This is a genomic window from Streptomyces cavernae (genome assembly GCF_004023625.1).
Classification (GTDB): domain Bacteria; phylum Actinomycetota; class Actinomycetes; order Streptomycetales; family Streptomycetaceae; genus Streptomyces; species Streptomyces cavernae.
The window spans coordinates 17,880-43,507 of record NZ_ML137716.1 but is presented as its reverse complement, the minus strand read 5'-3'; the positions used below and the strand labels follow the sequence as shown (position 1 = coordinate 43,507).

Below are 25,628 nucleotides of genomic sequence, written 5' to 3'. Positions count from 1 at the left end.
CGCCGGCTGTAGGAGCAGACCTGAACGCCGGCTGTAGGAGCAGACCTGAACGCCGGCTGTAGGAGCAGACCTGAACGCCGGCTGTAGGAGCAGACCTGAACGCCGGCTGTAGGAGCAGACCTGAACGCCGGCTGTAGGAGCAGACCTGAACGCCGGCTGAGGGAGCAGGACCTGAACACCGGGTCAAGGAGCAGGATCTTGGGCGCTCCCTGCCGCGGGCCGGAGGCACCCCGCAGGTAACGTTCCCCCTCATGCGCACCATCCTGATCACCGGCCCCGGCGGCGTCGGCCGCACCACGGTCGCCGCAGCCACCGCCCTCAACGCCGCCCGCGAGGGCCAGCGCACCCTCATCATCAGCGCCGACCGCACGGACACCCTCGGCGCGATCCTCGGCATTCCCACGGGCGAGGAACCGGTGGAGGTGGAGGACGCGCCGGGCCTCACCGCCTGGCGCCCCGACGCCGCCGCCGACTTCCGCGACGACCTCACCGCCTTCCAGGAACGCGCCGGCACCGCCCTCGATCTGCTCGGCGCCGCCCGGCTCGAACCGGAAGAGCTCACCCCGCTCCCCGGAGCCGAGGAACTCGCCCTGCTGCGTGCCCTGCGCGACGCGGCGACGGCGGACGAGTACGGCCTCGTCGTCGTGGACCTGCCCCCGATCCCGCAGGCCCTCGCCGTCCTCGCCCTCCCCGAGGAACTGCGCCGCTATCTGCGCCGGCTCCTTCCGGCGGAACGCCAGGCCGCCCGCGCCCTGCGCCCCGTGCTCGGCAGACTGGCCGGCGTCCCGCTCCCCGCGGACTGGCTGTACGAGACCGCGGCCCGCTGGGACCTCGAACTCGCCGCCGTCCAGGCCGTCGTCGAGGACCGGCACACCACCGTCCGGCTGGTCGCCGAACCCGGCCCGGCGGGTGCCGACGCGGTGCGCGCCGCCGCCACCGCCCTCGCCCTGCGGGGCCTGCGCTCCGACCCCCTCGTCGCCAACCGGGTCCTGCCGGCCGACACCGGCGACACCTGGCTCGCCGCCCTCACCGCACAGCAGCACAAGGCCCTCGACGAGTGGCGTGAGGCCCACGACGTCCAGGAGGTGCCCCATCTGGGCCGCGACCCGAGGGGCACCGAGGACCTGACCGCGCTCCCCGTGCCCGGCGTCGGGCCGGCCCCGTCGCCGGTCCAGTGGCCCGTCACCGACCGGACGGCCGACGACGGCGTGCTGATCTGGCACATTCCGCTGCCCGGCGCCACCCGCGACGACCTCGATCTGATCCGGCGCGACCACGAGATCGTGATCACCGCCGGACGGCAGCGCCGTATCGTGGCGCTGCCGTCCGTGCTGCGCCGCTGCACGGTCGAGGGTGCGGCCCTGCGCGACGGCGAACTGCGCATCAGGTTCACACCCGATCCCGATCTGTGGCCCCGGACCCCGTGAACGGCGTACCGCCGTTCGGGTAACGTCGGAGGTACGAACCGTAGGCAGGAGTCCGCCATGAGCGAAGACCGCCCCACGTCCGGCCCCGCACACGAAGCGGACGACAAGATGGGGGTCCCCCCGCTCGAGCCGAACCAGGTGGAGCAGGGGAAAGCGACCGACGCCGACGCCTGGGCAACCGCCTGCGCCGAAGACCTCGCCGCGGAGAAGGCCCGCCGCCGGGCACAGTACGGGCCACCGCCCGGCTCCGCCGCCGAGGAGCTGAAGAAGTTCGTCGACGCCGTCGCGGACAAGCTCTCCGGGCTGCAGTCCCCGCTGTTCGGGGCCGTGGCCCAGGGCACGGCGCAGCAGATGGTCAACCAGGTCGTCCGGCAGGCCAAGGCCGCCGTCGAACCGGTGATCGAGCGCAATCCGGACGTCTTCGACCATCTCGCGGCAGCCGGGTCGGAACTGCTCGCCGCCTACCGTTCCGCCGTGGCCGCCCAGGAGCGGCGCTGGACGACGGCACGGGACCAGGACCGGGGCCCGGGCGAGTCGGGAACCGGCCGCGGTGAACACATCGACCTGGACTGAAGCCCCTCGGGTACGGTTGGCCGTAGCGGGGCTCGACCGGAACTGAGGGATTCATGGGACTGACCATCGGCGTCGACATCGGCGGCACGAAGATCGCGGCCGGCGTGGTCGACGAGGAAGGCAACATCCTTTCGACCTTCAAGGTGCCGACCCCGGGCACACCGCAAGCCATCGTGGACGCCATCGCCTCCGCCGTCGAGGGCGCCCGGGCCGGCCACGAGATCGTCGGAGTCGGCATCGGCGCCGCCGGATACGTCAACCGCCAGCGCTCCACCGTCTACTTCGCACCCAATATCGACTGGCGGCAGGAGCCCCTGAAGGGCGAGGTCGAGCAGCGTGTCGGCCTGCCCGTCGTCGTGGAGAACGACGCCAACGCGGCGGCCTGGGGCGAGTACAAGTTCGGCGCCGGCAAGGGCCACCGCAACGTCATCTGCATCACGCTCGGCACCGGCCTCGGCGGCGGCATCATCATCGGCAACAAGCTGCGCCGCGGCCACTTCGGCGTGGCCGCCGAGTTCGGCCACATCCGGATGGTCCCCGACGGTCTGCTGTGCGGCTGCGGCTCGCAGGGCTGCTGGGAGCAGTACGCGTCCGGCCGCGCCCTCGTCCGGTACGCCAAGCAGCGCGCCAACGCCACCCCGGAGAACGCCGAACTGCTGCTTTCCCTCGGCGACGGCACCCCCGACGGCATCGAGGGCAAGCACATCTCGATGGCCGCCCGCCAGGGCGACCGCGTCGCCGTTGACTCCTACCGCGAGCTGGCCCGCTGGGCGGGCGCCGGCCTCGCGGACCTCGCCTCGCTCTTCGACCCGTCCGCGTTCATCGTCGGCGGCGGCCTCTCCGACGAGGGCGAACTGGTCCTCGGGCCGATCCGGAAGTCCTACAAGCGCTGGCTGGTCGGCGGGAACTGGCGTCCGGTGGCCGAGGTGATCGCCGCTCAGCTCGGCAACGAGGCCGGGATGGTGGGCGCCGCGGACCTCGCCCGGGAGCCCGACCCCATCATGTGACCCACGGGTCCGGGCACGGATCCGAGCGCGCGGGCACCGTACCCGCGCTCGCACCCCGCGCTACGGACGAGCGTTGCCTGTCGGAGTACAAGCCCGCCGCGCCCCTCGGGTACGGCGGGCCGGCGACTCCTCCGGGCGTAAGTTGACCGTCATGGCGATCAGCATGCAGCTGCCCAACTCCGCTACCGACGCCGACGGTTCGGCCGTCATCAGAGTTCTCAGCTACAACATCCGCTCCCAGCGCGACGACACCGGCGCGCTGGCCCGGGTCATCACCGCCTGCGCACCCGACCTGGTCCTCGTCCAGGAAGCACCGCGGTTCTTCCGCTGGCGCAAGAAGCTGGCCCGCCTCGCCGCGGCCTCCGGCCTGGTGACCCTGACCGGCGGCGCGACCGCCGCGGGCCCGGCCCTGCTCTGCACCCTCCGGGCCACGGTCGAACGCACCGAGGACGTGCTCCTGCCCCTCACCCCCGGTGAGCACCGCCGCGGCTTCGCCACCGCCGTAGTGCGCTTCGGCGGGGCCCGGCTCGGCGTGGTCAGCTTCCACCTCTCCCTGCGGCAGGACGAGCGGTACGAGCAGGGCGGCATGCTCCTGGACCGGCTGGCCGGACTCGGCACCCCGTACGCGATCGCGGGCGGCGACCTCAACGAGCGTCCGTCCGGCCGCACCTTCCGGCGCCTTGCCGGTCATCTCCAGGACGCCTGGGCCACCGCCCCCCGCGGCGGCGAACACACCTGGACCCGGACCCCTCCGGACCGCCGCATCGACGCCATCTTCGCCACCCAGGGCATCGAGGTACTGGGCTGCGGGGTCCCGTTGGGCCATCCGGGTGTGACGGAGGCGGACCTGAGGGCGGCCACGGACCACCTGCCGGTCCTGGCCGCTCTCAGAGTGCCCGCCGCCACCCCCTAGGGGACGAACCGACGCCTCCGCAACCTTCGGCGAGGGGGAAGCCAACCTGCGGCGAAGGGGGACGCCCGGTGGCTAGGGCCGGGAGTGGTCCGGTGTCAGACCACCGCGCCCCGGCCGGGATCCTCGTCCTCCTCGTCGTCGCCCCGCATCCGCATCACCAGCGTCGCGAAACCGCCCAGGAATCCGCCGATGCCGACCGTGGCCAGCCACCACGTCATTTGCCAGCCGAACACCACCGCGAGCAGCAGCAGTACCGGCCCGCCGATCACCCCGAGCCAGGCGAACTTCGCCGTGGTGTCGGCGGCCGGCAGCGGAGGCGGCTCCGGCGGGACGAAATGGCCCTCGTCGTCCTCGTCGAAGTCCTCCTCCGCCGGCTCGGGGGCACGGTAGTCCCGCGGGCCGGTGCCCACGCCCGGGGCGAAGGCGACCGAGCTGCCCAGCGGCCTGGCCGGGGGAGTCTCGTCCTTCAGGTCGTCATGGCTCGGGGCGCTCTGCTCGGGGGCGTCGTTGGTCTCCGGTTCCAGCAGCGCCAGGTCCTCGACGGACTTGAACGGCTTGGCGCCGGGCGGGTCCGGCGGCTCCTCGCCGTACCCCGCGACGATCGCCGCCCAGGCGGCCGCCTCGTCGAAGGCGGGGGCCTGTTCGTCCCCGCCCGGGCCCGGCGCGCCCTCCGCGCCGCCGACGCGCGCGCCCTTGTCGTTCTCGGCGTCCCCGACGGGCGAGCCCAGCCCCTTGCCGAGCTCACCGGGAGGAGTCTCCTCCGGCTCGCGGTCCGCCTCGTGCTCAGCCACCGGTGGCCGTCCCTTCCTGCTGCCCGAGTTCCTCGCGGCCGGAGTCCATTCCGGCGGCGGGCGCGAGCCGGCCGATGAACGCGTAGCTCTCCTCGAAGATCCGGTCCGCGTCATGATCCAACGTCGCGACGTGGTAACTCTGTTCCAGCAGGATCTCGGTGACATCCGTGGAGGACACCCGGCTCAGGATCCGCGCGGAGTCGGCGGGGGGCACCACGTGGTCCTGCGGACTGTGCAGCAGCAGCAACGGCTGGGTGACCTGCGGCAGCTCGCCGTCCAGCAGCCGGAGGAAGTTCCGCAGCGAGTGCGCCGCGTGCAGGGGCACCCGGTCGTACCCCACCTCGAAGCCGCCCTCCTTCGCGATGTCGCTGGTCAGCCCCTTGGTCGTCCGGACGAGATGCCGCGCCACCGGCAGGGCGTACGCCGACAGTCCGTGCACCTTGTTCGCCGGGTTGACGAGCACGGTGCCCGAGATCGCCTCCCCGTGCCGGGCGGCCAGCCGCAGCGTCAGCGCGCCGCCCATGGACAGGCCGAAGACGAACACCCGCGAGCAGCGCCCGCGCAGGGCCCGCAGCTCGCGGTCCACCTCCGCGTACCAGTCCTGCCAGCCGGTGAGCTGCATGTCCTCCCAGCGTGTGCCGTGCCCCGGCAGCAGCGGCAGCGCCACCGTCAGCCCGCGCTCGGCGAGGTAGTCCGCCCACGGCCGCAGCGACTGCGGGGAGCCGGTGAAACCGTGACAGAGGAGGACGCCGACCTCGCCGCCCTCGTGGCGGAACGGCTCGGCTCCAGGAAGGACCGGCACCATCGGTCTCCTGTTCATGAGGTGGGTGATCACGAAGAAGGGCATGCCCGGGGTCCCCGGGAGACCCCACATCCTCGACGTCCTCGGGGCCCTCGAGGTTCCCGGCGACCCAGGCGTCCCCGGTGTCCCAAGCATTTCCGGGCGCCCCGGGGAGGGCCGGGGTTCCGGAACGGCGCGGTTCCCGAGGTCTCGGGTCTCCGAGGTCCCCGAGGGTTTCGAGGCGTACTTCACCGTACGCGACGGCACCGACACCGACCAGGGCCGCAGGGCTCATTGCCGGTGCTCCGGGTTAAGGTCTGATCTACAGACAGGGAGGCAATCCGTTGTTGTACGGCGCGATGAAGGTGGTGGTCGGGGGGCCGCTGAAGCTCGCCTTCAGGCCCTGGGTGGAGGGCCTGGAGAACGTCCCCGCCGAGGGCCCCGCCATACTGGCGAGCAATCACCTCTCCTTCTCCGACTCGTTCTTCCTGCCCGCGGTCCTCGACCGCAAGGTCACCTTCATCGCGAAGGCCGAGTACTTCACCACGCCCGGCATAAAGGGCCGCATGACCGCGGCCTTCTTCAAGGGCGTCGGCCAGCTCCCCGTGGACCGCTCCGGCGCGCGCGGCGCGGGCGAGGCCGCCATCAAGAGCGGCATCGAGGTCATCGAACGCGGCGAACTGTTCGGCATCTACCCGGAGGGCACCCGCTCGCCCGACGGACGGCTCTACCGGGGCAAGCCCGGCGGCCTCGCCCGGGTGGCCCTCGCCACCGGCGCGCCCGTCATCCCCGTCGCGATGATCGACACGGAGAAGATCCAGCCGCCCGGCAAGGTCGTGCCCAAGCTGATGCGCCCCGGCATCCGCATCGGCGAGCCCCTGGACTTCAGCCGTTACCAGGGCATGGAACACGACCGCTTCGTGCTGCGCGCGGTGACCGACGAAGTGATGTACGAAATCATGAAGCTCTCCGGCCAGGAGTACGTGGACATCTACGCGACGGCCGCCAAGCGGCAGATCGCGGAGGCCGCTAAGGCCGAGAAGCAGGCGCTGAAGGAAGCGCAGAAGCAGGCCCAGAAGGAGCAGGCTCACCAGGAGCAGGCCCGGAAGGAGCAGGCTCGGAGGGACCAGGCCCACAAGGGCGCAGGGTAAGCCGGGCGAGGAAGGCCCGACGGGAACGGTCCGGCGGCCGGCCGAGTCCGCTCAGGGGTGGGGTGGGTGGGGATGGCACCAGGCGAGAGAGCCAAGCGCGAGACAGTCGGACGCGAGGCAGTCAAGCATGAGGCAGTCAAGCGCGGAAGAGTCATGAGGATGTCGGTCGAGCAGCCGCTGTGGCGTGCGCTCTCGGGGTACCGCGTCCTCACCATGCTGTACGCGATCGGCCTCTTCGTCACCGCGTACGACGAGTTCCCCCGCCCCTGGGTGGCGATCACCTACTACGTGGTGCTGTTCGGGTGGACCCTGGCGACCCTGCCCAAGGTCTCGACCGCCGCCAACTGCACCAAGCGGTTCCTCGCCGCCGACCTCACCATCGCGCTCGCCGGCATCCTGCTCACCCGTGCCGCCGACGCCGCGTCCCGGATCGAGTCCGGGGGACCGACCCTGCCGTCGATCTGGACCGCGGGCTCCGTTCTGGCCTTCGCGATCAAGGGCGGCTGGCGGTGGGCGGCCTTCGCGTCCACGCTCGTTGCCGCGGCGAACCTCGTCGAGCGCGGCGCACCCACCCGGGACACCGTGCACAACGTCATCCTCGTCTGGGTCGCCTCCATCGCCATCGGCTACGTCGTCGAGGTCGCCCGCGCCTCCGAGCGCACCCTCGCCCGGGCCCTGGAGATCGAGGCCGCGACCCGGGAGCGGGAGCGGCTGGCCCGTGACATCCACGACGGAGTGCTCCAGGTGCTCGCCATGGTGCAGCGGCGCGGCACCAACCTCGGGGGCGAGGCCGCGGAGCTCGGACGGATGGCGGGCGAACAGGAGGTCGCGCTGCGCACGCTGGTCTCCGGAGGCCTGGTGCCCGTGCCTCGGGTGCCGGAGGACGGGGCGCGAGGCGCCCTCGGACGGGCCGTCGACGACCCGGGGGACCGGAGGGACCCGGCCGCGCCGGACGACGGGTCGGGCGACTCGGTCCCCTGCGACGTGCGCACCCTGCTCGCCGCCTACGCCACCGCCACGGTGACGTTCTCCGAGCCCGGCTCCCCGGTGCCACTCCCCGCGGCCGCAGCGCGTGAGCTGGCCGCCGCCGTCGGCGCCGCCCTGGACAATGTCCGCAAGCACGCGGGGGAGGGCGCCCGCGCCTGGATCCTGCTCGAGGACGAGCCCGACGAACTGATCGTGACGGTACGGGACGACGGCCCGGGCATCCCGGAAGGCCGGCTCGCCCAGGCGGAGGGGGAGGGGCGGCTGGGCGTGGCCCAGTCGATCCGCGGCCGCCTGCGGGACATCGGGGGCACGGCGGAACTGGTGTCGGTGCCGGGACAGGGCACGGAGGTCGAGCTGAAGGTACCGAAGCTCCCCGCGAAGGCCAGGCGCTCGTGAGGCGGCTCTCGCCCCCTCCGTCCCCGAGCGCGGAGACCCCGGGGCGGACAGCAGCGAACACACGGCAGCGGCAAGGCGGAGGAGAGAGATGACAACGGGGTCGGCGGAGTCGGCGGGTTCGGTGGAGTCGGCGGGGACGGCGGAATCGGCGGAATCGGCGGGGACGGTCGAGCCGACGGAGCTGGTGGAGCCGGCAGGGTCGGCGGAGCCGGCGAGTTCGGTGGAGCCGACGGGCCCGGTGCCGGGGACCGGCAGTGGGGGACTACAGGACCCGATCAGGGTCATGGTCGTGGACGACCACCCCATGTGGCGTGACGCGGTCGCCCGCGACCTGGCCGAGTCCGGCTTCGCCGTCGTCGCCACAGCCGGCGACGGCGACCAGGCGGTCCGGCGCGCCCGCGCCACCAACCCCGACGTCCTCGTCCTGGACCTCAACCTCCCCGCCAAACCGGGCGTCCAGGTCTGCAAGGAACTCGTCGGCACCAACCCGGCCCTGCGTGTCCTGGTGCTCTCGGCCAGCGGTGAGCACGCCGACGTCCTGGAGGCGGTCAAGTCCGGCGCCACCGGCTACCTGGTCAAGTCGGCGTCCACGGAGGAACTCATCGACGCGGTGCGCCGCACGGCCGTGGGCGATCCGGTCTTCACCCCGGGCCTCGCCGGCCTGGTCCTCGGCGAGTACCGCCGCCTCGCCTCGGAGCCGGCCCCCGCCGCGGGCACCGACGAACCCAAGGCGCCGCGGCTCACCGACCGCGAGACGGAGGTGCTCCGGCTGGTCGCCAAGGGCCTGAGCTACAAGCAGATCGCCGAACGCCTGGTCATCTCGCACCGCACGGTGCAGAACCACGTCCAGAACACTCTGGGCAAGCTCCAGCTGCACAACCGGGTGGAACTGGTGCGCTACGCGATAGAGCGCGGCCTCGACGAGGAGTGACGAGGACTGGCGAGGAGCGACGAGAATGACGAGGCGCAAAGAGGAGTAAATCCGCATCCACCCGTACTTGCCCCACCTTCGAGTGAATGCGGCTGATCAACACCCGCACATTTCGCCGGAATTGACCTTCCAGGCCATGCCGGAGTGACCTGGGTCACGATTAGCGTGACCTTCACCAGGCAACCGCGGCGAAGGGACATTTCCATGCGGGTCGGAGTACTGACCGGAGGCGGCGACTGCCCCGGGCTCAACGCCGTCATCCGGGGCGTCGTCCGCAAGGGCGTGCAGGAGTACGGCTACGACTTCACCGGCTTCCGGGACGGCTGGCGGGGTCCGCTGGAGGGTGACACCCTCCGGCTCGACATTCCCGCCGTGCGCGGCATCCTGCCCCGCGGCGGCACCATCCTCGGCTCCTCACGGACCAACCCCCTCAAGGTCGAGGGCGGCATCCGCCGGATCAAGGAGAACCTCGGCAAGTACGAGGTCGACGCGCTGATCGCGATCGGCGGCGAGGACACCCTCGGCGTCGCCGCACGCCTCGCCGACGACTACGGCATCAACGTCGTCGGCGTCCCCAAGACCATCGACAACGATCTCTCCGCCACCGACTACACCTTCGGCTTCGACACGGCCGTCGGCATCGCCACCGAGGCCATCGACCGCCTCCACACCACCGCCGAGTCGCACATGCGCGTCCTGGTCGTCGAGGTGATGGGCCGGCACGCGGGCTGGATCGCCCTCCACTCCGGACTGGCCGGCGGCGCCAACGTCATCCTCATCCCCGAACAGCGCTTCGACGTCGACCAGGTCTGCGCCTGGGTCACCTCCCGCTTCAAGGCCTCGTACGCCCCCATCGTCGTCGTCGCCGAGGGCGCCATGCCCAAGGACGGCGACATGATCCTCAAGGACTCCTCGCTCGACTCCTTCGGGCACGTCCGGCTCTCCGGGGTCGGCGAGTGGCTGTCCAAGGAGATCGAGCGGCGCACCGGCAAGGAGGCCCGAACCACGGTCCTCGGTCACGTCCAGCGCGGTGGCACGCCGAGCGCCTTCGACCGCTGGCTCGCGACCCGCTTCGGGCTGCACGCGATCGAGGCCGTGCGCGACGGCGACTTCGGCAAGATGGTCGCGCTGCGCGGCACCGACATCGTCCGCGTCCCGATCGCGGATGCCACCGCCAAGCTGAAGACGGTGGACCCCGCACTGTACGAAGAGGTCGGGGTGTTCTTCGGCTGAACCGGCGTCCCGCGGGGTCGTGCTGCCCGACCCCGACCCCGCGGGACCCCGCCTCACGGTGCTGTCCGCCGTTCCGGCTGCCGCAGCCCGGCCAGCAACTCCCGTACCACCGCGGCACCGTTCAGGGACAGTACCGACTCCGGATGGAACTGCACTCCCGCGAACCGGGGCCCACGCAGCGCATGCACCTCCCCGCTCCCGCTCCGGCTGACGTCGACGTCGTGTGCGGCCAGCTCCGCCGCCGTCTCGTCGTCGCAGTGCGCCACGAAGCTGTTGTAGAAGCCGACGGTCTCCGTCCGCCCGAAGAGGTCGATCTCCGTCTGGGCGCCCTGGTACGGCACTTCCTTCCGTACGATCTCCAGCCCCAGCTCCGCCGCGATCAGCTCATGCCCCAGGCAGACACCCAGGACACCGTGCTGGTGGGACCGGAGGACGTCGGCCGTGAGCCCGCGCAGCAAGCGCATCTTGGGGTCGGCGGCGTCCGAGGGGTCACCGGGACCGGGCCCCAGCACCACCGGCCCGTCGTGCCGTCGCACGGTCTCCCGCAGGCCGGGTTCGTCGTACCGCAGCACGGTCACCTCCAGTCCGCCCGAGCGCAGCACATGGGCGAGCATCGCCGTGAAGGTGTCCTCGCCGTCGACCACGAGGGCGTGCCCGGTCAGCTCGTGCGTCTGCTCCTGCATCCGCAGCCAGAACGGCGCGAGCGAGGCCCGGCGGCCGTCCAGCGCCGCCCGCACCCGCGGGTCTTCGGACAGCCGGGGCCGGGCGTGCTGCTCCCGCGGACGCCCCGGACGCACCCCCAGCGCCGCCAGCACCCCGGCCGCCTTGGCATGCGTCTCCGCGACCTCGCTCGCCGGGTCCGAGCCCCGTACGAGCGTGGCCCCGACGGGCACCCGCAGATGTCCGTCGGCGTCGATGCCGGCGGTGCGGATCAGGATGGGCGAGTCGAGGGTCTGGGACCCGCCCGCATCCCGGCCGAGCAGCGCGAGCGCCCCCGCGTAGTACCCGCGTCCGCCGGCCTCGTACCGCTCGATGACCCGGCACGCGTTCTGTACGGGGGAGCCGGTGACGGTCGCCGCGAACATGGTCTCGCGCAGTACCTCGCGCACGTCCAGCGACGACCTGCCGCGCAACTCGTACTCGGTGTGGGCCAGATGGGCCATCTCCTTCAGCCGCGGCCCGATGACGACCCCGCCCATGTCGCCGACGGTGCACATCATCTTCAGCTCCTCGTCGACGACCATCGACAACTCCTCGATCTCCTTGCCGTCGGCGAGGAAGCGGAGCAGGTCGTCGGGGGTCGGCCCGCCGGCCGGATAGCGGTAGGTCCCGCTGATCGGATTCATCACGACGGTCCCGCCGGACATGCGCACATGAACTTCGGGACTGGCCCCGACGAGGGTCCGCTCCCCGGTGTGCACGAGGAACGTCCAGTAGGCACCGCGCTCACCGACGAGGAGGCTGCGGAACAACGCCAGGGCATCGGCCCGGCCGAACCCGGGGATCTCCCCCTCATAGGTCCGCCGGATCACGAAGTTGGCGCCCTCGCCGCGCCCGATCTCGTCGCGCAGGACGCGGCCCACGATCCCTGCGTATTCGTCGTCCGCGACGTCGAACCCGCCGTCCTCGACCCGCACTTCATGCGCGGGCAATTCGGCGAGGGCCTGTTCCAGGGTGAACTCACGGACCTCGTCGGGGACCAGGACGGTCAGCGGCGTACCGTCGTCGCGCACGTCGAAGCCGCGCTCGCGGATCTGCCGGTAGGGGATGAGGGCGAGCCCTTCGCCGGGCAACTCGGCGAGCCGTTCGTACGTGGCCACGGGGCCGAGGAGCACCTCCACCGTGTCGTGATCGTGGCCGGGGGTGCGGCGCCGCAGCAGCGCGAACGGACGGGGATCGTCCGCCAGGTCGAGCAGGTTCATGGGCGTGTTCCTTCATTCGGGGAGGAACGGCCCAGGTGTCCGGTGGTGGAAACACTGAAGGCCGCCCCTCGGGCGGCCTTCGCGAAGACTGTGGTTGCGCGCAGTCAGTGGGCCGCCGGACGAGCGGTCCACCACCAGTTCTGGTTCGAGTGCGCGAGCATGCCCCGCACCTTATCGCACGCGCGGTCCACACGGTTGCATGTCACCTGTGTGGCCAGGAAAATCACGGGGCTGAACCAAGTTGCGCCTGAGTTGATCGAAGGAGACTTCCCTTGGCCCGGACCATGACCAGGCCGCTGCGCCGTGATGCGCGCCTATGGGCTCTGCCCCTGTCCGTCGTGGCGCTCCTGTGCACGGTGGAGATGGGCTGCGTGTACCTCTTCGGCACCGGATTCGTCGTGGGCGCCGACGCCTGCGAGGAGAGCGCGGAGCGGATGGCGCAGCTGTCGTCCCCCGGCCTGCTCCCCGCTGCGCCGTCCGGAGCCGCCGCTCTCGACGGGCACGCCGACGCGGGCAGTGAGTGCGTGGACGACAGCAGCGGAGACCCGTGGCTCGTCGTCGACCACTACTACCGGTTCGACGGTGACAGGGAAGCGGTGGTGGCCCACTACCGGAAGGCCGCGGCGAGGGCCGGCTGGAAGCCCGCCGATGCCGACTCCGCGGGGGCGGCCGTCAGCGACTGGTCGGCCGATCTCTGCTTCGACACGGACGTCTCCGGTGAACCGGCCTCCCTGTCCGTGTACTTCGAACCGGCGAAGACGATCCTGATCAGCATCCAGTCCTCGCTCGACGGAACACCGATGGGCTGCTGAGGCACGCGCGGGCCAGCCGGTGCCGTCTCACCTGACGAGCACCGGGGTGTACCGGCGACACGACCCCGTAATGTGGGGTGGGTGACCGTGAACGCTAAGACCAGCGCGAGTGCTGGCAACACCTGGCGAGACCTGCCCGCGGCGCAGCAGCCCGAGTACCCCGACCCCGAGGCTCTGCGCGCAGTGATCGCGGACCTCGAGTCGTATCCGCCGCTCGTCTTCGCGGGCGAGTGCGACCAGCTGCGCGCCCGGATGGGAGCCGTCGCCAAGGGCGAGGCGTTCCTGCTCCAGGGCGGCGACTGTGCCGAGGCCTTCGACGCGGTGTCCGCCGACCACATCCGCAACAAGCTCAAGACCCTGCTTCAGATGGGCGCCGTGCTCACCTACGCGGCCTCGGTGCCGGTGGTGAAGGTCGGCCGGATCGCCGGCCAGTACTCCAAGCCGCGCTCCAAGCCGACCGAGACCCGCGACGGCGTGACCCTGCCCACCTACCGCGGCGACTCCGTCAACGGCTTCGACTTCACCGAAGAGGCCCGCGTCCCGGACCCCGAGCGGCTGAAGCGGATGTACAACGCCTCCGCCTCCACGCTCAACCTGGTGCGCGCCTTCACCACCGGCGGTTACGCCGACCTGCGCCAGGTGCACGCCTGGAACCAGGACTTCGTGAAGTCGTCCCCCTCCGGGCAGCGCTACGAGCAGCTCGCCCGCGAGATCGACAACGCGCTGAACTTCATGCACGCCTGCGGGACCGACCCGGAGGAGTTCAAGACCGTCGAGTTCTACTCCTCGCACGAGGCGCTGCTGCTCGACTACGAGTCCGCGCTGACCAGGGTCGACTCACGTACGGGGCGGCTGTACGACGTCTCCGCGCACATGGTGTGGATCGGTGAGCGCACCCGGCAGCTGGACCACGCGCACATCGAGTTCGCCTCCAAGATCCGCAACCCCATCGGGATCAAGCTCGGCCCGACCACGACGGCCGAGGAGGCGCTGCAGTACATCGAGCGCCTCGACCCCGACCGCGAGCCCGGCAGGCTGACCTTCATCGTCCGGATGGGTGCCGACAAGATCCGCGACCGGCTCCCCGAGCTGGTGGAGAAGGTCACGGCGTCCGGCGCGGTGGTGGCCTGGGTGACCGACCCGATGCACGGCAACACCTTCGAGGCGGCCTCCGGCCACAAGACCCGTCGCTTCGACGACGTGCTGGACGAGGTCAAGGGCTTCTTCGAGGTCCACAAGGGCCTCGGCACCCACCCCGGCGGCATCCATGTGGAGCTGACCGGCGACGACGTCACCGAGTGCGTGGGCGGCGGCGACGAGATCTTCGTCGACGACCTCCACCAGCGTTACGAGACGGCCTGCGACCCCCGCCTCAACCGCAGCCAGTCGCTCGACCTGGCGTTCCTCGTCGCGGAGATGTACCGGGACCAGTAACCGTCTCATTCGTTACAGGCGCATGCAGTGGGGCGCGGATCACATACGATCCGCGCCCCGCTCCACTTTTGCGCCCACCACCCGGCGGGTAAGGTTAGGTTAGCCTCACCGATTCATCGGGACGGCTCAGCCAGCATGTCCGTCGGGAGGTGAACCGCGTGTACGTCTGCAACTGCTTCGGTGTGACCGAGGCGCAGGTGAAGAAGCACGCGGAGGCCGGCGCCTGCACTCCTCGCCAGATCGCGTCGGCCTGCAAGGCGGGCACCGACTGCGGTTCGTGCGTACGCCGCATCCAGGCACTGCTCGGCCGGGGGGCATGTCCCAAGCCGGAGTCGGCCAACAGGGTCGAGCCCGCTCTCGCCGAGCCCGCTCTCGCCGAACTGGAAGAAGCCGCCTGAGACCGCGTGAGGCCGCCTGAGGCTGCCTGTCAGCTTTCCGGCTGTTCGATGAGCTGGGCGATGTAGAGCGCCTCGCCGAGCTTGTCCACCAGCTCCAGCTGGGTGTCCAGGTAGTCGATGTGGTGCTCCTCGTCCGCGAGGATCGACTCGAAGATGTTCGCCGAGGTCACGTCCCCCTTGGAGCGCATCAGCTCGATGCCGCGCCGCAGCCGGTCGATCGCCTCGACCTCGACCTGACGATCGGCCTGGAACATCTCGGTGACCGTCTGGCCCACCCGCACATGGAAGAGGCGCTGGTAGTTGGGCAGCCCCTCCAGGAACAGGATCCGGTCGGTGAGCACCTCGGCGTGCTTCATCTCGTCGAACGACTCGGCCCTCGTGTACTTCGCGAGCTTGGTCCAGCCGAAGTTCTCCTGCATCTTCGCGTGCAGGAAGTACTGGTTGATCGCGGTCAGCTCGGCGGTCAGCTGCTCGTTGAGGAATTCGAGGACCTCGGGATCGCCCTGCATGGCAGAGGCTCCTTCCAGCCTGAGTGACGGGGGAGGTTGGGGCGATCCTTGCACCGGCACCGGGGGCAGTCCAGTAAGTGCATGCTTAGTAGGGGATGACCGAATCCGGACAGGGTTGGTCATGTCCACCCTCTCGGGTCTGTCAGGATGGAGACATGGGTCAGCCGGTGGGTCGCGAAACGGGAGAAGCAGTACAGCCGGATCTTCCGCCGGGACAGCGACTGCAACGAGGCTGGCCGGTCACGCACTACGGGCCCGTACCCAAGTTCCGCCCGGAACGCTGGGAGTTCCGTGTCTTCGGGGCCACCGCCGACGGCGACAAGCGCTGCTGGAACCACGAGGAGTTCACGGCGCTCGCATACGCCACCGTCGTGGCCGATCTGCACTGTGTGACGAAGTTCAGCATGATCGGGGCCGAGTGGGGCGGGATCCCGGCCCGGACCATCCTGGAACTCGCCCCGCCCGCGCCGACGGTCACGCATGTGATGGTCTGGGCCGAGTACGGCTTCAGCACGAATCTGCGCCTCGCCGACTTCGCCTCCGAACGCACGATCTTCGCCACCCACAAGGACGGTGAGCTGCTCACCGCCGAGCATGGCTTCCCGGTGCGGCTCGTGGTGCCGCACCTGTACGCGTGGAAGGGCCCCAAATGGGTTCGCGGTGTCGAATACATGACCGCCGACAGACGCGGGTTCTGGGAGGAACGGGGCTACCACAACATCGGCGACCCCTGGCGCGAGCAGCGCTACTCCTACCAGGAAGGGCCCGGGGACGGCCCCGAGCTCTGAGGTTCCCGTCGTCAGCCGTCAGCCGTCAGCGGTGAGCCGTCACCCGTCAGCGGTGAGCCGTCACCCGTGAGCCGTGAGCTCTCAGCCGTCGGTCCCACTCGTCACTCGTCCCCACCCGTGACTCGTCGCGTAGGTCTCACTCGTCGCGAAGCTTCTTGAGCCGGGCCACGTCCGCCGCGTGCCCCTCCTTACCGCCGGGCGTCTCGATGACGAGCGGGACACCCTCGGTGGCGGGATGCGTCATCAGAGCACGGAACGGGTCCTCGCCGATGTGACCGGCGCCTATGTTCTCGTGCCGGTCCTTGTGCGCCCCGACCACGTCCTTGGAGTCATTGGCGTGGATCAGCTTCAGCCGCCCCGCACCCACGGTCTCCACGAGCAGATCGAGTGTCTGGTGCATACCGCTCGGCCCGGTGAGATCGTGTCCGGCCGCGAAGACATGACAGGTGTCGAGGCAGACGCCGAGCTTGGGGTGGGCGTCCAGGGCGTCGAAGTAGGGCCCGAAGTCCCAGGTGCGGGAGCACAGCGAGGCGCCCTGGCCGGCGGTCGACTCCAACAGCAGGAACGGATCGTCGTCGTGGGTCAGTTCGTCGAGCAGCGGCCGCAGGTACGTCCGCACCTGCGCGAGCGCCACGGCCCGCTCCCGCCCCCCGGTGGCGCTCCCGGTGTGCACGACCACTCCACGGGCCCCGATCTCCCGGCCCCGCCGCAACGAGTGCCGCAGTGACTCGACGGACCGCTCCGCGGTCGCCGCGGTGTGCGAACCGAAGTTGATCAGATAGGGCGCGTGGACGTAGACGGGGATCGACTCCTGCGCACAGGCGTCCCGGAAGGCCGCGTCCTGCCGCGCGTTCCCGACGGGGGTCGCCCACCCGCGCGGGTTGGCCACGAAGACCTGGACGACCTCGGCCTCCAGGTCCCGGGCGTACCCGAGCCCGACCGAGCTGAGCCCACCGGCCACCGGGACGTGCGCACCGACGGGGTTGCGGGATACGAAAGGTGCTCTGTTCATGTCGGGAACCAGCATGCCAGGACGAGCACGGAGCCCTGCCGACACGGGTACACCAGGCGGCAGGCGGCAGGCACCAGGCGGCAGGCGGCAGGCGGCAGGCGGCGGGGAGCCGGGGGGCACGGCACGGCCCACGGGGCACGGCGGTACTGGCCCAGCGACCGTGGCCGGGAAGTCCGGGAAGTCCCGGCAAGTGCAGGGCCAGGGTACGGCCCGAGGCGACAGGGACGACGGGGCGGACCCGAGCCTCGACCCGTGACCCGCGGAGTCAGCGAATCACGATGGTGATCGTCGACCCCTTGGGTGCCTCCTCGCCGCCCTCCACCGACTGGCTCTCCACCTTGTCCCCGAAGAGCCCCAGCAGCCCCCGGTCCTCCTCGACCCGGAACCCGGCGTCCTCCAGCTTCTCCGTCGCCTTGTCGACCTTGTCTCCCACGACGTCGGGGACCTCGATCATCTCCGGGCCCTTGGAGACCGTCAGCGTCACGGTGTCGCCCTCGACGGCCTGCGTGTCCGGGTCCGGCGACTGCTGGGCCACCTCGCCCTGGTCGAACTCGGACGTGACCTGCTCGGGGGCGATCTCCACCTTCAGGCCGGCGTCCTGGAGCTCCGCCGTGGCGTCCTCCACGGAGTCACCAGTGACATCGGGCACGTCGACGGGCTGCCCCTGGCTGACGGTGAGGGCGACCGCCGAACCCGAACGGCGCTCGGTGCCCGGTTCCGGTTCGGTGCTGATCACCGCGCCCCTGGGGACGTCCTCGTCGAAGTCCCGGGTGACCATCCCGGCCGCCAGTCCGTCCTTCTTCAGCTGCTCCTTGGCCTTGTCCAGCGGATATCCCCGCAGCTGCGGCACCCGCACGGTCTCGGGGCCCCTGGAGACGGTCAGCGTCACCGTGTCGTTGCCCCGGATCCGCTCGCCCACCTCGGGGTCGCTGGATATGACCGAACCCCGCTCGACCGTGTCGCTGTAGGCCGTCCTGATCCTCGCTTCCAGCCCCGCGTCCTCGAGCTGCTTCGTGGCCTCGGCCCGGGGCTTCGCCAGCACCGGCGGGACCTCGGTGAACTGTCCGGCGTTGATGTACCACACGCCCCCGCCGACCCCCAGCACCAGCAGAACGGCGGCGATGATCACCAGCAGGCCGCGCCGGGGGCGCGGGGGGCGCCGCGGCGGCGCGGGCGGCGGGGTCTCGAACACGCTGGTCCGGTTGAACGGCTCGTCCCCGCCCACGGGGAGTGGACGAGGCACCGACAGCGAGCGCGGGATCACACTGGTGCGGTCCTCGGCGTTGTCGTGCCGCGCGGAGAGCGCCTGCGGGGGCACCGCGTCCAACTGCTCCTGGCTGAGCGTCGATCGCGCCTGGAGGACGTGCCCGAGCAGTGCCGCCGCGTCGTACGGGCGCAGCGCGGCGTCACGGACGGTCGCGGCGGCCACCAGGTTGTCCAGCGCGGCCGGCAGCCCGGGCACGGCGGCCGACGGCGGGGGCACGTCCGCGTGGAGGTGCTGGTAGAGCACCTGGGCGGGGGAGCTCCCGGAGTGCGGCTTGTCGCCGGTGAGCATCTCGTAGAGCACGATCCCGCAGGCGTAGACGTCGACGCGGGGGTCGGCCGTGCCGTGCTCGATCTGCTCGGGGGCCAGGTACGAGACGGTGCCGAGGACCGCTCCGGTCGTGTTCGTGACCGTGTCCACGGCCCGTACGAGACCGAAGTCGGCCACCTTGACCCGGCCGTCGTCCCCTATGAGGACGTTCTCCGGCTTCATGTCGCGGTGTACGAACCCAGCGCGGTGCGCGGCGCCGAGCGCGGCGAGCACCGGCTCCAGGATGTCCAGCGCGGCCCGCGGCTGCAGCGCCCCGCGTTCGCGCAGCACGTCGCGCAGGGTGCAGCCGGCCACGTACTCCATCGCGAGATAGACGTACGCCCCGTGCGCCCCCTGGTCGAACACCTGCACAACGTTGGGGTGGGCGAGCCGGGCCACCGACTTTGCCTCACGGATGAAGCGCTCGACGAACGAGACGTCGGCCGCCAGCGTCGGGTGCATCACCTTGAGCGCGAGCACACGGTCGAGTCGGGTGTCCACGGCCCGGTAGACCGTGGCCATCCCGCCGACGGCGATCCGCGCCTCGACGCGGTAGCGGCCGTCGAGCAACTGCCCGACCAGAGGGTCCTGAAGCGTCGTGTCCACGCAGGCGAGTGTACGAGCCACCCCTGTCACGCCGGTCCGCGCGGTTGATATCGGGGCTGGACTGCAGCCGACCTGTGACGCGCGACGCCACGCTCAGAAGGCGGGCCGCTCCGGATCCAGCCGGGCCATCCCCTCCGCCGGCGAGGACGCCTCCGCGAAGTGCCGCCGCGGGATGCGTCCCGCCCGCCGCGCCAGCCGTCCCGCCTCCACCGCGTGCTTCATGGCCTCGGCCATCAGCACCGGCTCCTGGGCCCGCGTCACCGCCGAGGCGAGCATCACCCCCGCGCACCCCAACTCCATGGCGAGCGCCGCGTCGGAGGCCGTACCGGCGCCGGCGTCCAGGATCACCGGCACGCGCGCGTGCTCCACGATCAGCTGGAAGTTGTGGGGGTTACGGATACCGAGGCCGGAGCCGATCGGAGACCCCAGGGGCATGATCGCGGCGCAGCCGACGTCCTGGAGCTTCCGGGCGAGCACGGGATCGTCATTGGTGTAGGGCAGGACCGTGAACCCGTCATCCACCAGGGTCTCGGCGGCGTCCAGCAGTTCGATCGGGTCGGGCAGCAGCGTGCGTTCGTCGGCGATGACCTCCAGCTTGACCAGGTCGGTGCCGAATGCCTCGCGCGCGAGGCGGGCGGTCAGCACGGCCTCCCCGGCGGTGAAGCAGCCCGCCGTGTTCGGCAGCACGCGGATGCCCAGCCGGTCCAGGACGGAGAGCACCGAACCCTGCGTGCCGGGGTCGACGCGCCGCATCGCGACCGTCGTCAGCTCCGTGCCGGACGCCACCAGCGCCCGCTCGAGGACGTCCAGACTGGGCGCACCGCCGGTTCCCATGATCAGCCGGGACGAGAACGATGTGCCGCCGAGGACGAAGGGATCGTCGGCCATGGTCAGCCTCCTTGGACGGCGGTGAGGACTTCGACGCGGTCGCCCTCGGCCAGGGGCGTGGACGCCCACTGCGCGCGCGGGACGACGGTTTCGTTGAGTGCGGCGGCGACTCCGGTGGGCGCCGCGGTGAGTGTGGCGACGAGGGTGTCGAGGGCGGTGCCCGCGGCGATCTGCCGGGGCTCGCCGTTGACCGAGATGTTCATGAGGATCGCTCCGTGAGCCGGGCGGGACGTCGGGAGGGCGGGACGTCGTGCGGATGAGGCGCGGGACGCCGCGCCTGAGGTGGCGCGGGACGTCATACGGGCTGTTCCGTCCGTGCGGCGCTGAACCGTTGGGGGCTGAAGGGGCGGGCCTCGTCCGGGAGTTCACCGGTGGTGAGGACGTGTGCCAGGACGTCCCCGGTGACCGGCGTGAGCAGCACGCCGTTGCGGTAGTGGCCGGTGGCCAGCAGCAGCCCCGGGAGGGCGGTCGGACCGAGCAGTGGCGCGTTGTCGGGGGAGCCGGGGCGCAGGCCCGCGCGGGTCTCGGTGAACGGCAGTTCGGTGATGCCGGGGACGAGGTCGTGGGCGTCGCGCAGCAGTTGGTACACGCCGCCCGCGGTGACCGTTGTGTCCCAGCCCAACTCCTCACTCGTCGCACCGACGACCAGTTCGCCGTTCTCCCGCGGCACCAGATAGACCTGGCTGCCGCGGACGACGGCGCGCACGGTACGGCTCAGGAACGGCGCGTAGGGCCGCGGCACCGTCAGCCGCACAACCTGGCCCTTGACCGGTCGCACCGGCGGCAGCACCTCCTCCGGCACGCCCGCGAGGCGACCGCTGAGGCTGCCCCCGGCCAGCACCACCTGCCCGGCCGTGAACACGGTGCCGTCCGTGGCGACGACCCCGGCAGCCCGGTCCCCCACGACCTCCAGCCGCTCCGCCCAGATCCGGTGGAACACCACGCCGGCCCGCTCGCACGCCACCACCAGCGCCCGGGCGAGCCGCCGCGGATCGACCTGATGGTCGCCGTCGACCCTGAGCCCCCCGCGCACGCCCGGCGCGAGCATCGGTTCCAGGCGCCGGCACTCGCGCCCGGACAACCACTCGGACTCCAGCCCCGACGCGCGCTGCAGCGAGTGCAGTTCGCGCAAGAGCGCGCGGTCGTCGGCGTCCAGCGCCACCGCGAGCGTGCCGCACCGGCGGTAGCCGAGATCCTCCCCGCTCGCCCCGGTCAGCTCGGCGGCGAACTCCGGATAGCGGCGGGCGGAGGCCAGATTGAGGCCGAGCAGGGTCTGCTCGCCGTAGTGCAGTTCGGTGACGGCGGCGAGCATCCCGGCCGCCACACGCGCGGCCCCTCCGCCCGGTTCGGGATCCACCAGCGCGGTGGCGAGCCCGCGCTGCGCCGCCCGCCAGGCGGTCACCAGGCCGATGATCCCGCCCCCCACCACGAGGACGTCCGAGGTACGCGACATGGCTGTCCAGCTCCTCCCTTCGCCGGCATGACCCGGATCAGGTTCGTACGGTCGGAGGCCGCTCCAGCCTCCCTCTCAGCCCGCTGCGTGCGGGCTCCCGCGTGTATTTTTTGCGCCGGGTGTCCGGGGGCGCCCCCGGACACGCAGCACGCCGGCCACCCTAGCCCTTTGTCCGCGACCTCCACAGGGAGCCCTCACGCATGGCCAGTTCTCTCGACGGTCTCGTCCTCGCCCCCGTCGCCGACCAGGCGCCGGGCCAGGTGGGTACCCGGACCCGCTTCACCTATCACGAGCAGGGCGGCGTGATCTGGGCCGAGTACGCGGGCGGCGACGTCGTACGCGGGCATCTCGTGGGTACCCGGGAGGACGACCGGCTGGACTTCCGGTACGTCCAGCTGAGGCGGGACGGCACCACCGCGTCGGGGCACTGCGTGTCCGTCGTCGTGGAACTGCCCGACGGGCGGGTGCGGCTGGAGGAGACGTGGCAGTGGGAGTCGCAGGCAGGCAGCGGTACGAGTGCTGTGGAACAGGTCACCGAGCGCGACGGCTGACTGACTGATTGTCAGTTGTCTATGGTGATCGGGTGAGCGAGCAGACGCAGGGACGCATCGGGGCCGCGAGCCGCCGCGTGGTCATCGTGGGCGCGGGCATGGCCGGGGTGCAGACCGCGGTCGCCCTGCGCGAACAGGGCTTCGCCGGAACGGTCACCTTGATCGGAGCCGAACCGCACCAGCCGTACGACCGGCCGCCGCTGTCCAAGGCCGTACTGCTCGGCAAGGCCGAGGGCTCCGCCTTCGACGTCGACTTCGAGGCCCTGGGCGTCGAACTGCAGCTGGGGCGCGAGGTCCTCGGGGTACGGCCCCAGGATCATGAACTCGACACCGTCACCGGGTCGGTGCCCTACGACGTACTGGTCCTCGCCACCGGCGCCGAACCGATCCGGCTCCCCGGGGCCGAGGGTGTGCCCGGTGTCCATCTGCTGCGCACCCTGGACGACGCCGAACGGCTGCGGCCCGTCCTCGCGCGGCAGCACGACATCGTGGTGGTCGGCGCGGGCTGGATCGGCGCGGAGTTCGCCACGGCGGCCCGCGAGGCCGGCTGTGCGGTGACCGTCGTGGAGGCCGCCGACCGTCCGCTCGCCGGGGCGCTGCCGCCGGAGGTCGCCGCGCCGATGGCCCGCTGGTACACCGACGCGGGGGCGGAACTGCGTCTCCACGCGCGCGTGCGGCGGATCGAATCCGGCGCGGTGATCCTCGACGACGGCTCCCGCGTTCCCGCCGAGGCGGTCGTCGTCGGCATCGGGGCACGGCCCGCCACGGCGTGGCTCGCGGACTCCGGGATCGCGCTCGGCGCCCACGGCGAAGCCCTCGCCGACGATCATCTGCGCACCTCCGTGCCGGACGTGTACGCGGTCGGCGACTGCGCGTCCTTCCCGTCCGCTCGGTACGGCGAACGCCTGCTGGTCCACCACTGGGACAACGCCCTCCAGGGCCCTCGGACGGTGGCGGCGAACATCCTGGGGGAGGCCCCGGCGGTCTACGACCCGGTCCCGTACTTCTGGTCCGAGCAGTTCGGCCGCTTCGTCCAGTACGCGGGCCATCACACCTCGGCCGACACGACCGTCTGGCGCGGCGATCCGTCCGCGCCGGCCTGGTCGGTGTGCTGGCTGCGCGAGGGCCGCCTGGTGGCCCTGCTGGCCGTGGGCCGGCCCAGGGACCTCGCCCAGGGCCGCAAGCTGATCGAGGCGGGCACGCCGATGAACCCCGACCTGCTGTCGGACCCGTCGCGGCCGCTGAAGGCGGCGACGGCGTAGCCGCGACGCGCTCCCGTCCGGCGGCCGGAGCAACCCGGCCGGACGGTGTCGGCTACCCACTGTCAGTCCGGGATGGCAGTCTTGTTGGCGTGACCGAGATTGACGCAAAGATCGATGCTCTCGTCCCCGCCTGGCTCACCCTCCCCGACATCGCCGAAGCACTCGACGTCGAGGTGACCCGCGTGCGGCAGCTGGTCAAGGAAGGCCAGCTGATCGCCGTACGCCGTGGTGAGAACCGTGCGCTGCACGTTCCCGCCGCCTTCATCGACGGGAACAGGATCGTCAAGGGCCTCTCCGGAACCCTGACGCTCCTGAGGGACGACGGCTTCACCATCGAAGAGATGCTGGAGTGGCTCTTCACCCCCGACCCGACCCTGCCCGGCACCCCCGTGCAGGCCCTCAGCGAGAATCGCGGCACGGAGGTGAAGCGTCGAGCGCAGGCGCTCGCCGTCTGAACCGAACCAGTCACACCGTCCGGCGTACGGACCGCCGAGCCGCGCGGTCCGTACGCCACCGACCGGGGGGAATCCGTCATGCCCGACACCGCACGCGCACGCCTCGCCGCCGCCCGGGTCTACCTGTGCACGGACGCCCGGAGGAGACAGGGCGATCTCGCCGAGTTCCTGGACGAGGTCCTGGCGAACGGTGTCGACATCGTGCAGTTGCGGGACAAGGGCATGGAGGCGGCCGAGGAACTGGAGCACCTCCAGGTGTTCGCCGAGGCCTGCCGCCGGCACGGCAAGCTGCTCGCGGTCAACGACCGCGCGGACGTCGCGCACGCCGCCGGACCCGACGTGCTGCACCTGGGCCAGGGCGACCTCCCGGTCCCCGCGGCCCGCGCCATCCTCGGCGAGGACATCCTCATAGGCCGCTCCACGCACGCCGAGGCGGAGGCCGCCGCGGCGGCCGTCCAGGACGGCGTGGACTACTTCTGCACGGGCCCCTGCTGGCCCACCCCCACCAAACCGGGCCGGCACGCCCCGGGCCTGGACCTCGTCCGCCACACGGCCGGGCTGGGTACCGACCGTCCCTGGTTCGCCATCGGTGGCATCGACCTCGGCAACCTCGACGAGGTGATCGAGGCGGGCGCCCGCCGGGTGGTCGTCGTACGCGCCATCACGGAGGCCACGGACCCCGGCGCCGCGGCGACGGAATTCGCCAAGCGCCTGCGCGCGACGGACTGACGCCGGACCACCGATTGGCACGCCCGCCGGGACGGGAGTGTCCGAGGGGTGGACAGCAGCCCGGCAAACCGGGCAAAAGGCGGAGGTCAGGTTGGGGGACCGGGCGGGCCTGACTAACCTGCGGGTATGGCCCTCGGCACTGCATCCACCAGGACTGACCGCGCACGCACCGTGCGTGACATGCTCGCAACCGGCAAGAGGACGTTCTCGTTCGAGTTCTACACGCCGAAGACACCCAAGGGCGAGCGCAGCCTGTGGAACGCGCTGCGGAGGGTCGAGGCGGTCGCCCCCGACTTCGTGTCCGTGACCTACGGCGCGGGCGGCTCCACCCGCGCGGGCACCGTCAAGGAGAGCCAGCAGATCGTCGCCGACACCACGCTCACCCCGGTCGCCCACCTCACCGCCGTCAACCACTCCATCGCCGAACTGCGCAACATCATCGGCCAGTACGCGGACGCCGGGATCCGCAACATCCTCGCGGTCCGCGGCGACCCGCCCGGCGACCCCATGGGCGACTGGGTACCGCACCCGCAGGGCCTGACCTACGCGTCGGAACTCGTCCGGCTCATCAAGGAGTCGGGCGACTTCTGCGTCGGCGTGGCGGCCTTCCCGGAGATGCACCCCCGCTCCGCCGACTGGGACCAGGACGTCGAGCACTTCGTCGACAAGTGCCGGGCCGGCGCCGACTACGCGATCACGCAGATGTTCTTCCAGCCCGAGTCCTACCTCCGGCTGCGGGACCGGGTGGCCGACGCGGGCTGCACGACCCCGGTGATCCCCGAGGTGATGCCCGTCACCAGTGTGCGGATGCTCCAGAAGCTGCCCACGCTCAGCAACGCCGCCATCCCGGACGTCCTGAAAGAGCGCATCCTCACAGCCAAAGACGATCCGGCGGCTGTACGCTCGATCGGGATCGAGTTCGCGACGGAGTTCTGTGCACGGCTGCTGGACGAGGGTGTCCCGGGGTTGCACTTCATCACCTTGAACAACTCCACGGCGACGCTGGAAATCTACGAGAACCTGGGCCTGCATCCCGCACAGTAGGT

At 71.4% G+C, this 25,628-nt stretch carries 27 protein-coding genes and 1 riboswitch; of the genes, 17 read left to right on the top strand and 10 right to left on the bottom strand.

The genetic code is table 11. The features are described 5' to 3' along the window. Positions 1 to 251: 251 nt before the first annotated feature. The 4 genes from EF387_RS09600 to EF387_RS09585 all read left to right on the top strand — a co-directional run bounded on the left by EF387_RS09600 (position 252) and on the right by EF387_RS09585 (position 3,920). Entirely contained in the window at positions 252 to 1,427 is a 1,176-nt protein-coding gene (locus EF387_RS09600) for an ArsA family ATPase (RefSeq protein ID WP_128376095.1), read from the top strand. Between the two features lie 57 nt (positions 1,428 to 1,484). Further along, a complete protein-coding gene (locus EF387_RS09595; RefSeq protein ID WP_162467108.1) occupies positions 1,485 to 2,000 on the top strand; it encodes a DUF5304 domain-containing protein in 516 nt (171 codons plus the stop codon). Between the two features lie 53 nt (positions 2,001 to 2,053). Beyond that, positions 2,054 to 3,007 (top strand): ROK family glucokinase, encoded by a 954-nt coding sequence (locus tag EF387_RS09590; protein ID WP_128376094.1) that lies wholly within the window; start codon positions 2,054 to 2,056, stop codon positions 3,005 to 3,007. Positions 3,008 to 3,158: 151 nt separating this feature from the next. Beyond that, entirely contained in the window at positions 3,159 to 3,920 is a 762-nt protein-coding gene (locus EF387_RS09585) for an endonuclease/exonuclease/phosphatase family protein (protein WP_128376093.1), read from the top strand. 95 nt (positions 3,921 to 4,015) lie between these two features. Here the strand turns inward: EF387_RS09585 and EF387_RS09580 are convergent, their stop codons facing one another. Both EF387_RS09580 and EF387_RS09575 read right to left on the bottom strand, forming a co-directional pair. Further along, the gene (locus EF387_RS09580; protein WP_238431417.1) at positions 4,016 to 4,711 is read right to left on the bottom strand and encodes a hypothetical protein; all 696 of its coding nucleotides are present in this window, start codon (positions 4,709 to 4,711) and stop codon (positions 4,016 to 4,018) included. After that, positions 4,704 to 5,513: an alpha/beta hydrolase gene (locus tag EF387_RS09575; RefSeq protein ID WP_128376145.1), complete on the bottom strand. Its 810-nt coding sequence runs from the start codon at positions 5,511 to 5,513 to the stop codon at positions 4,704 to 4,706. The genes EF387_RS09580 and EF387_RS09575 overlap by 8 nt, the downstream gene beginning before the upstream one ends. Before the next feature lie 338 nt (positions 5,514 to 5,851). Between EF387_RS09575 and EF387_RS09570 the strand changes: the two genes are divergently transcribed. The 4 genes from EF387_RS09570 (at position 5,852) to EF387_RS09555 (ending at position 10,190) form a co-directional block, all read left to right on the top strand. Continuing rightward, positions 5,852 to 6,643, top strand: coding sequence for a lysophospholipid acyltransferase family protein (locus tag EF387_RS09570; protein ID WP_128376144.1), 792 nt, complete (start codon positions 5,852 to 5,854; stop codon positions 6,641 to 6,643). Positions 6,644 to 6,802: 159 nt separating this feature from the next. Further along, positions 6,803 to 8,026 (top strand): MacS family sensor histidine kinase, encoded by a 1,224-nt coding sequence (gene macS / locus EF387_RS09565; RefSeq protein ID WP_128376092.1) that lies wholly within the window; start codon positions 6,803 to 6,805, stop codon positions 8,024 to 8,026. 283 nt (positions 8,027 to 8,309) lie between these two features. Next, positions 8,310 to 8,957, top strand: a complete 648-nt coding sequence (locus EF387_RS09560; protein ID WP_128376143.1) for a response regulator — start codon at positions 8,310 to 8,312, stop codon at positions 8,955 to 8,957. 204 nt (positions 8,958 to 9,161) lie between these two features. Next, positions 9,162 to 10,190, top strand: a complete 1,029-nt coding sequence (locus EF387_RS09555) for a 6-phosphofructokinase (protein WP_128376091.1) — start codon at positions 9,162 to 9,164, stop codon at positions 10,188 to 10,190. Positions 10,191 to 10,243: 53 nt separating this feature from the next. Here EF387_RS09555 and EF387_RS09550 read toward each other — a convergent pair whose 3' ends face one another. Both EF387_RS09550 and EF387_RS49950 read right to left on the bottom strand, forming a co-directional pair. After that, entirely contained in the window at positions 10,244 to 12,112 is a 1,869-nt protein-coding gene (locus EF387_RS09550) for an anthranilate synthase family protein (protein WP_128376090.1), read from the bottom strand. A 104-nt stretch (positions 12,113 to 12,216) separates the two neighbouring features. Then, positions 12,217 to 12,273: a trp operon leader peptide gene (locus EF387_RS49950; RefSeq protein WP_420802550.1), complete on the bottom strand. Its 57-nt coding sequence runs from the start codon at positions 12,271 to 12,273 to the stop codon at positions 12,217 to 12,219. Between the two features lie 111 nt (positions 12,274 to 12,384). Between EF387_RS49950 and EF387_RS09540 the strand changes: the two genes are divergently transcribed. The 3 genes from EF387_RS09540 to EF387_RS09530 all read left to right on the top strand — a co-directional run bounded on the left by EF387_RS09540 (position 12,385) and on the right by EF387_RS09530 (position 14,756). Beyond that, entirely contained in the window at positions 12,385 to 12,924 is a 540-nt protein-coding gene (locus EF387_RS09540; protein ID WP_128376088.1) for a hypothetical protein, read from the top strand. Positions 12,925 to 13,005: 81 nt separating this feature from the next. Beyond that, positions 13,006 to 14,358, top strand: coding sequence for a class II 3-deoxy-7-phosphoheptulonate synthase (locus tag EF387_RS09535; protein ID WP_128376087.1), 1,353 nt, complete (start codon positions 13,006 to 13,008; stop codon positions 14,356 to 14,358). A gap of 149 nt (positions 14,359 to 14,507) precedes the next feature. Beyond that, positions 14,508 to 14,756, top strand: a complete 249-nt coding sequence (locus EF387_RS09530; protein WP_128376086.1) for a (2Fe-2S)-binding protein — start codon at positions 14,508 to 14,510, stop codon at positions 14,754 to 14,756. Positions 14,757 to 14,785: 29 nt separating this feature from the next. Here EF387_RS09530 and bfr read toward each other — a convergent pair whose 3' ends face one another. Beyond that, on the bottom strand, positions 14,786 to 15,265 hold the full coding sequence (bfr, locus tag EF387_RS09525) for a bacterioferritin (RefSeq protein WP_128376085.1): 480 nt from the start codon (positions 15,263 to 15,265) through the stop codon (positions 14,786 to 14,788). A 155-nt stretch (positions 15,266 to 15,420) separates the two neighbouring features. Between bfr and EF387_RS09520 the strand changes: the two genes are divergently transcribed. Continuing rightward, positions 15,421 to 16,053, top strand: coding sequence for a sulfite oxidase-like oxidoreductase (locus EF387_RS09520; protein ID WP_128376084.1), 633 nt, complete (start codon positions 15,421 to 15,423; stop codon positions 16,051 to 16,053). Positions 16,054 to 16,189: 136 nt separating this feature from the next. Here the strand turns inward: EF387_RS09520 and EF387_RS09515 are convergent, their stop codons facing one another. From EF387_RS09515 to thiO, 5 genes are all read right to left on the bottom strand, one after another. Beyond that, positions 16,190 to 17,065, bottom strand: coding sequence for a deoxyribonuclease IV (locus tag EF387_RS09515; protein ID WP_238431416.1), 876 nt, complete (start codon positions 17,063 to 17,065; stop codon positions 16,190 to 16,192). A 265-nt stretch (positions 17,066 to 17,330) separates the two neighbouring features. Further along, entirely contained in the window at positions 17,331 to 19,244 is a 1,914-nt protein-coding gene (gene pknB, locus EF387_RS09510; RefSeq protein ID WP_162467107.1) for a Stk1 family PASTA domain-containing Ser/Thr kinase, read from the bottom strand. 93 nt (positions 19,245 to 19,337) lie between these two features. Next, on the bottom strand, positions 19,338 to 20,132 hold the full coding sequence (locus tag EF387_RS09505; RefSeq protein WP_128376081.1) for a thiazole synthase: 795 nt from the start codon (positions 20,130 to 20,132) through the stop codon (positions 19,338 to 19,340). Positions 20,133 to 20,134: 2 nt separating this feature from the next. After that, entirely contained in the window at positions 20,135 to 20,335 is a 201-nt protein-coding gene (gene thiS, locus EF387_RS09500) for a sulfur carrier protein ThiS (protein WP_128376080.1), read from the bottom strand. A gap of 92 nt (positions 20,336 to 20,427) precedes the next feature. Further along, a complete protein-coding gene (gene thiO, locus EF387_RS09495; protein WP_128376079.1) occupies positions 20,428 to 21,585 on the bottom strand; it encodes a glycine oxidase ThiO in 1,158 nt (385 codons plus the stop codon). Next, a riboswitch (TPP riboswitch) is annotated at positions 21,582 to 21,696 on the bottom strand. (Overlaps the previous gene by 4 nt.) An 89-nt stretch (positions 21,697 to 21,785) precedes the next feature. Here thiO and EF387_RS09490 point away from each other — a divergent pair. The 5 genes from EF387_RS09490 (at position 21,786) to metF (ending at position 25,626) form a co-directional block, all read left to right on the top strand. Beyond that, complete coding sequence (locus tag EF387_RS09490; protein WP_128376078.1) at positions 21,786 to 22,136, top strand: avidin-fold protein; 351 nt, start codon at positions 21,786 to 21,788, stop codon at positions 22,134 to 22,136. Positions 22,137 to 22,168: 32 nt separating this feature from the next. After that, positions 22,169 to 23,398, top strand: coding sequence for an NAD(P)/FAD-dependent oxidoreductase (locus tag EF387_RS09485; protein WP_128376077.1), 1,230 nt, complete (start codon positions 22,169 to 22,171; stop codon positions 23,396 to 23,398). Positions 23,399 to 23,487: 89 nt separating this feature from the next. Further along, a complete protein-coding gene (locus EF387_RS09480) occupies positions 23,488 to 23,853 on the top strand; it encodes an Rv2175c family DNA-binding protein (RefSeq protein WP_128376076.1) in 366 nt (121 codons plus the stop codon). A gap of 78 nt (positions 23,854 to 23,931) precedes the next feature. Then, complete coding sequence (gene thiE / locus EF387_RS09475) at positions 23,932 to 24,582, top strand: thiamine phosphate synthase (protein WP_128376075.1); 651 nt, start codon at positions 23,932 to 23,934, stop codon at positions 24,580 to 24,582. Positions 24,583 to 24,708: 126 nt separating this feature from the next. Beyond that, positions 24,709 to 25,626: a methylenetetrahydrofolate reductase [NAD(P)H] gene (metF, locus tag EF387_RS09470; protein ID WP_128376074.1), complete on the top strand. Its 918-nt coding sequence runs from the start codon at positions 24,709 to 24,711 to the stop codon at positions 25,624 to 25,626. Positions 25,627 to 25,628: the final 2 nt, after the last annotated feature.

What these genes read in the sequence shown, in the direction of transcription:
- EF387_RS09600 (WP_128376095.1), top strand. Translation starts at nt 252, where the DNA reads ATGCGCACCATCCTGATCACCGGCCCCGGCGGCGTCGGCCGCACCACG.
- EF387_RS09595 (WP_162467108.1), top strand. Translation starts at nt 1,485, where the DNA reads ATGAGCGAAGACCGCCCCACGTCCGGCCCCGCACACGAAGCGGACGAC.
- EF387_RS09590 (WP_128376094.1), top strand. Translation starts at nt 2,054, where the DNA reads ATGGGACTGACCATCGGCGTCGACATCGGCGGCACGAAGATCGCGGCC.
- EF387_RS09585 (WP_128376093.1), top strand. Translation starts at nt 3,159, where the DNA reads ATGGCGATCAGCATGCAGCTGCCCAACTCCGCTACCGACGCCGACGGT.
- EF387_RS09570 (WP_128376144.1), top strand. Translation starts at nt 5,852, where the DNA reads ATGAAGGTGGTGGTCGGGGGGCCGCTGAAGCTCGCCTTCAGGCCCTGG.
- macS (WP_128376092.1), top strand. Translation starts at nt 6,803, where the DNA reads ATGTCGGTCGAGCAGCCGCTGTGGCGTGCGCTCTCGGGGTACCGCGTC.
- EF387_RS09560 (WP_128376143.1), top strand. Translation starts at nt 8,310, where the DNA reads ATGGTCGTGGACGACCACCCCATGTGGCGTGACGCGGTCGCCCGCGAC.
- EF387_RS09555 (WP_128376091.1), top strand. Translation starts at nt 9,162, where the DNA reads ATGCGGGTCGGAGTACTGACCGGAGGCGGCGACTGCCCCGGGCTCAAC.
- EF387_RS09550 (WP_128376090.1), bottom strand. Translation starts at nt 12,112, where the DNA reads ATGAACCTGCTCGACCTGGCGGACGATCCCCGTCCGTTCGCGCTGCTG.
- bfr (WP_128376085.1), bottom strand. Translation starts at nt 15,265, where the DNA reads ATGCAGGGCGATCCCGAGGTCCTCGAATTCCTCAACGAGCAGCTGACC.
- EF387_RS09520 (WP_128376084.1), top strand. Translation starts at nt 15,421, where the DNA reads ATGGGTCAGCCGGTGGGTCGCGAAACGGGAGAAGCAGTACAGCCGGAT.
- EF387_RS09515 (WP_238431416.1), bottom strand. Translation starts at nt 17,065, where the DNA reads ATGAACAGAGCACCTTTCGTATCCCGCAACCCCGTCGGTGCGCACGTC.
- EF387_RS09505 (WP_128376081.1), bottom strand. Translation starts at nt 20,132, where the DNA reads ATGGCCGACGATCCCTTCGTCCTCGGCGGCACATCGTTCTCGTCCCGG.
- thiS (WP_128376080.1), bottom strand. Translation starts at nt 20,335, where the DNA reads ATGAACATCTCGGTCAACGGCGAGCCCCGGCAGATCGCCGCGGGCACC.
- thiO (WP_128376079.1), bottom strand. Translation starts at nt 21,585, where the DNA reads ATGTCGCGTACCTCGGACGTCCTCGTGGTGGGGGGCGGGATCATCGGC.
- EF387_RS09490 (WP_128376078.1), top strand. Translation starts at nt 21,786, where the DNA reads ATGGCCAGTTCTCTCGACGGTCTCGTCCTCGCCCCCGTCGCCGACCAG.
- thiE (WP_128376075.1), top strand. Translation starts at nt 23,932, where the DNA reads ATGCCCGACACCGCACGCGCACGCCTCGCCGCCGCCCGGGTCTACCTG.
- metF (WP_128376074.1), top strand. Translation starts at nt 24,709, where the DNA reads ATGGCCCTCGGCACTGCATCCACCAGGACTGACCGCGCACGCACCGTG.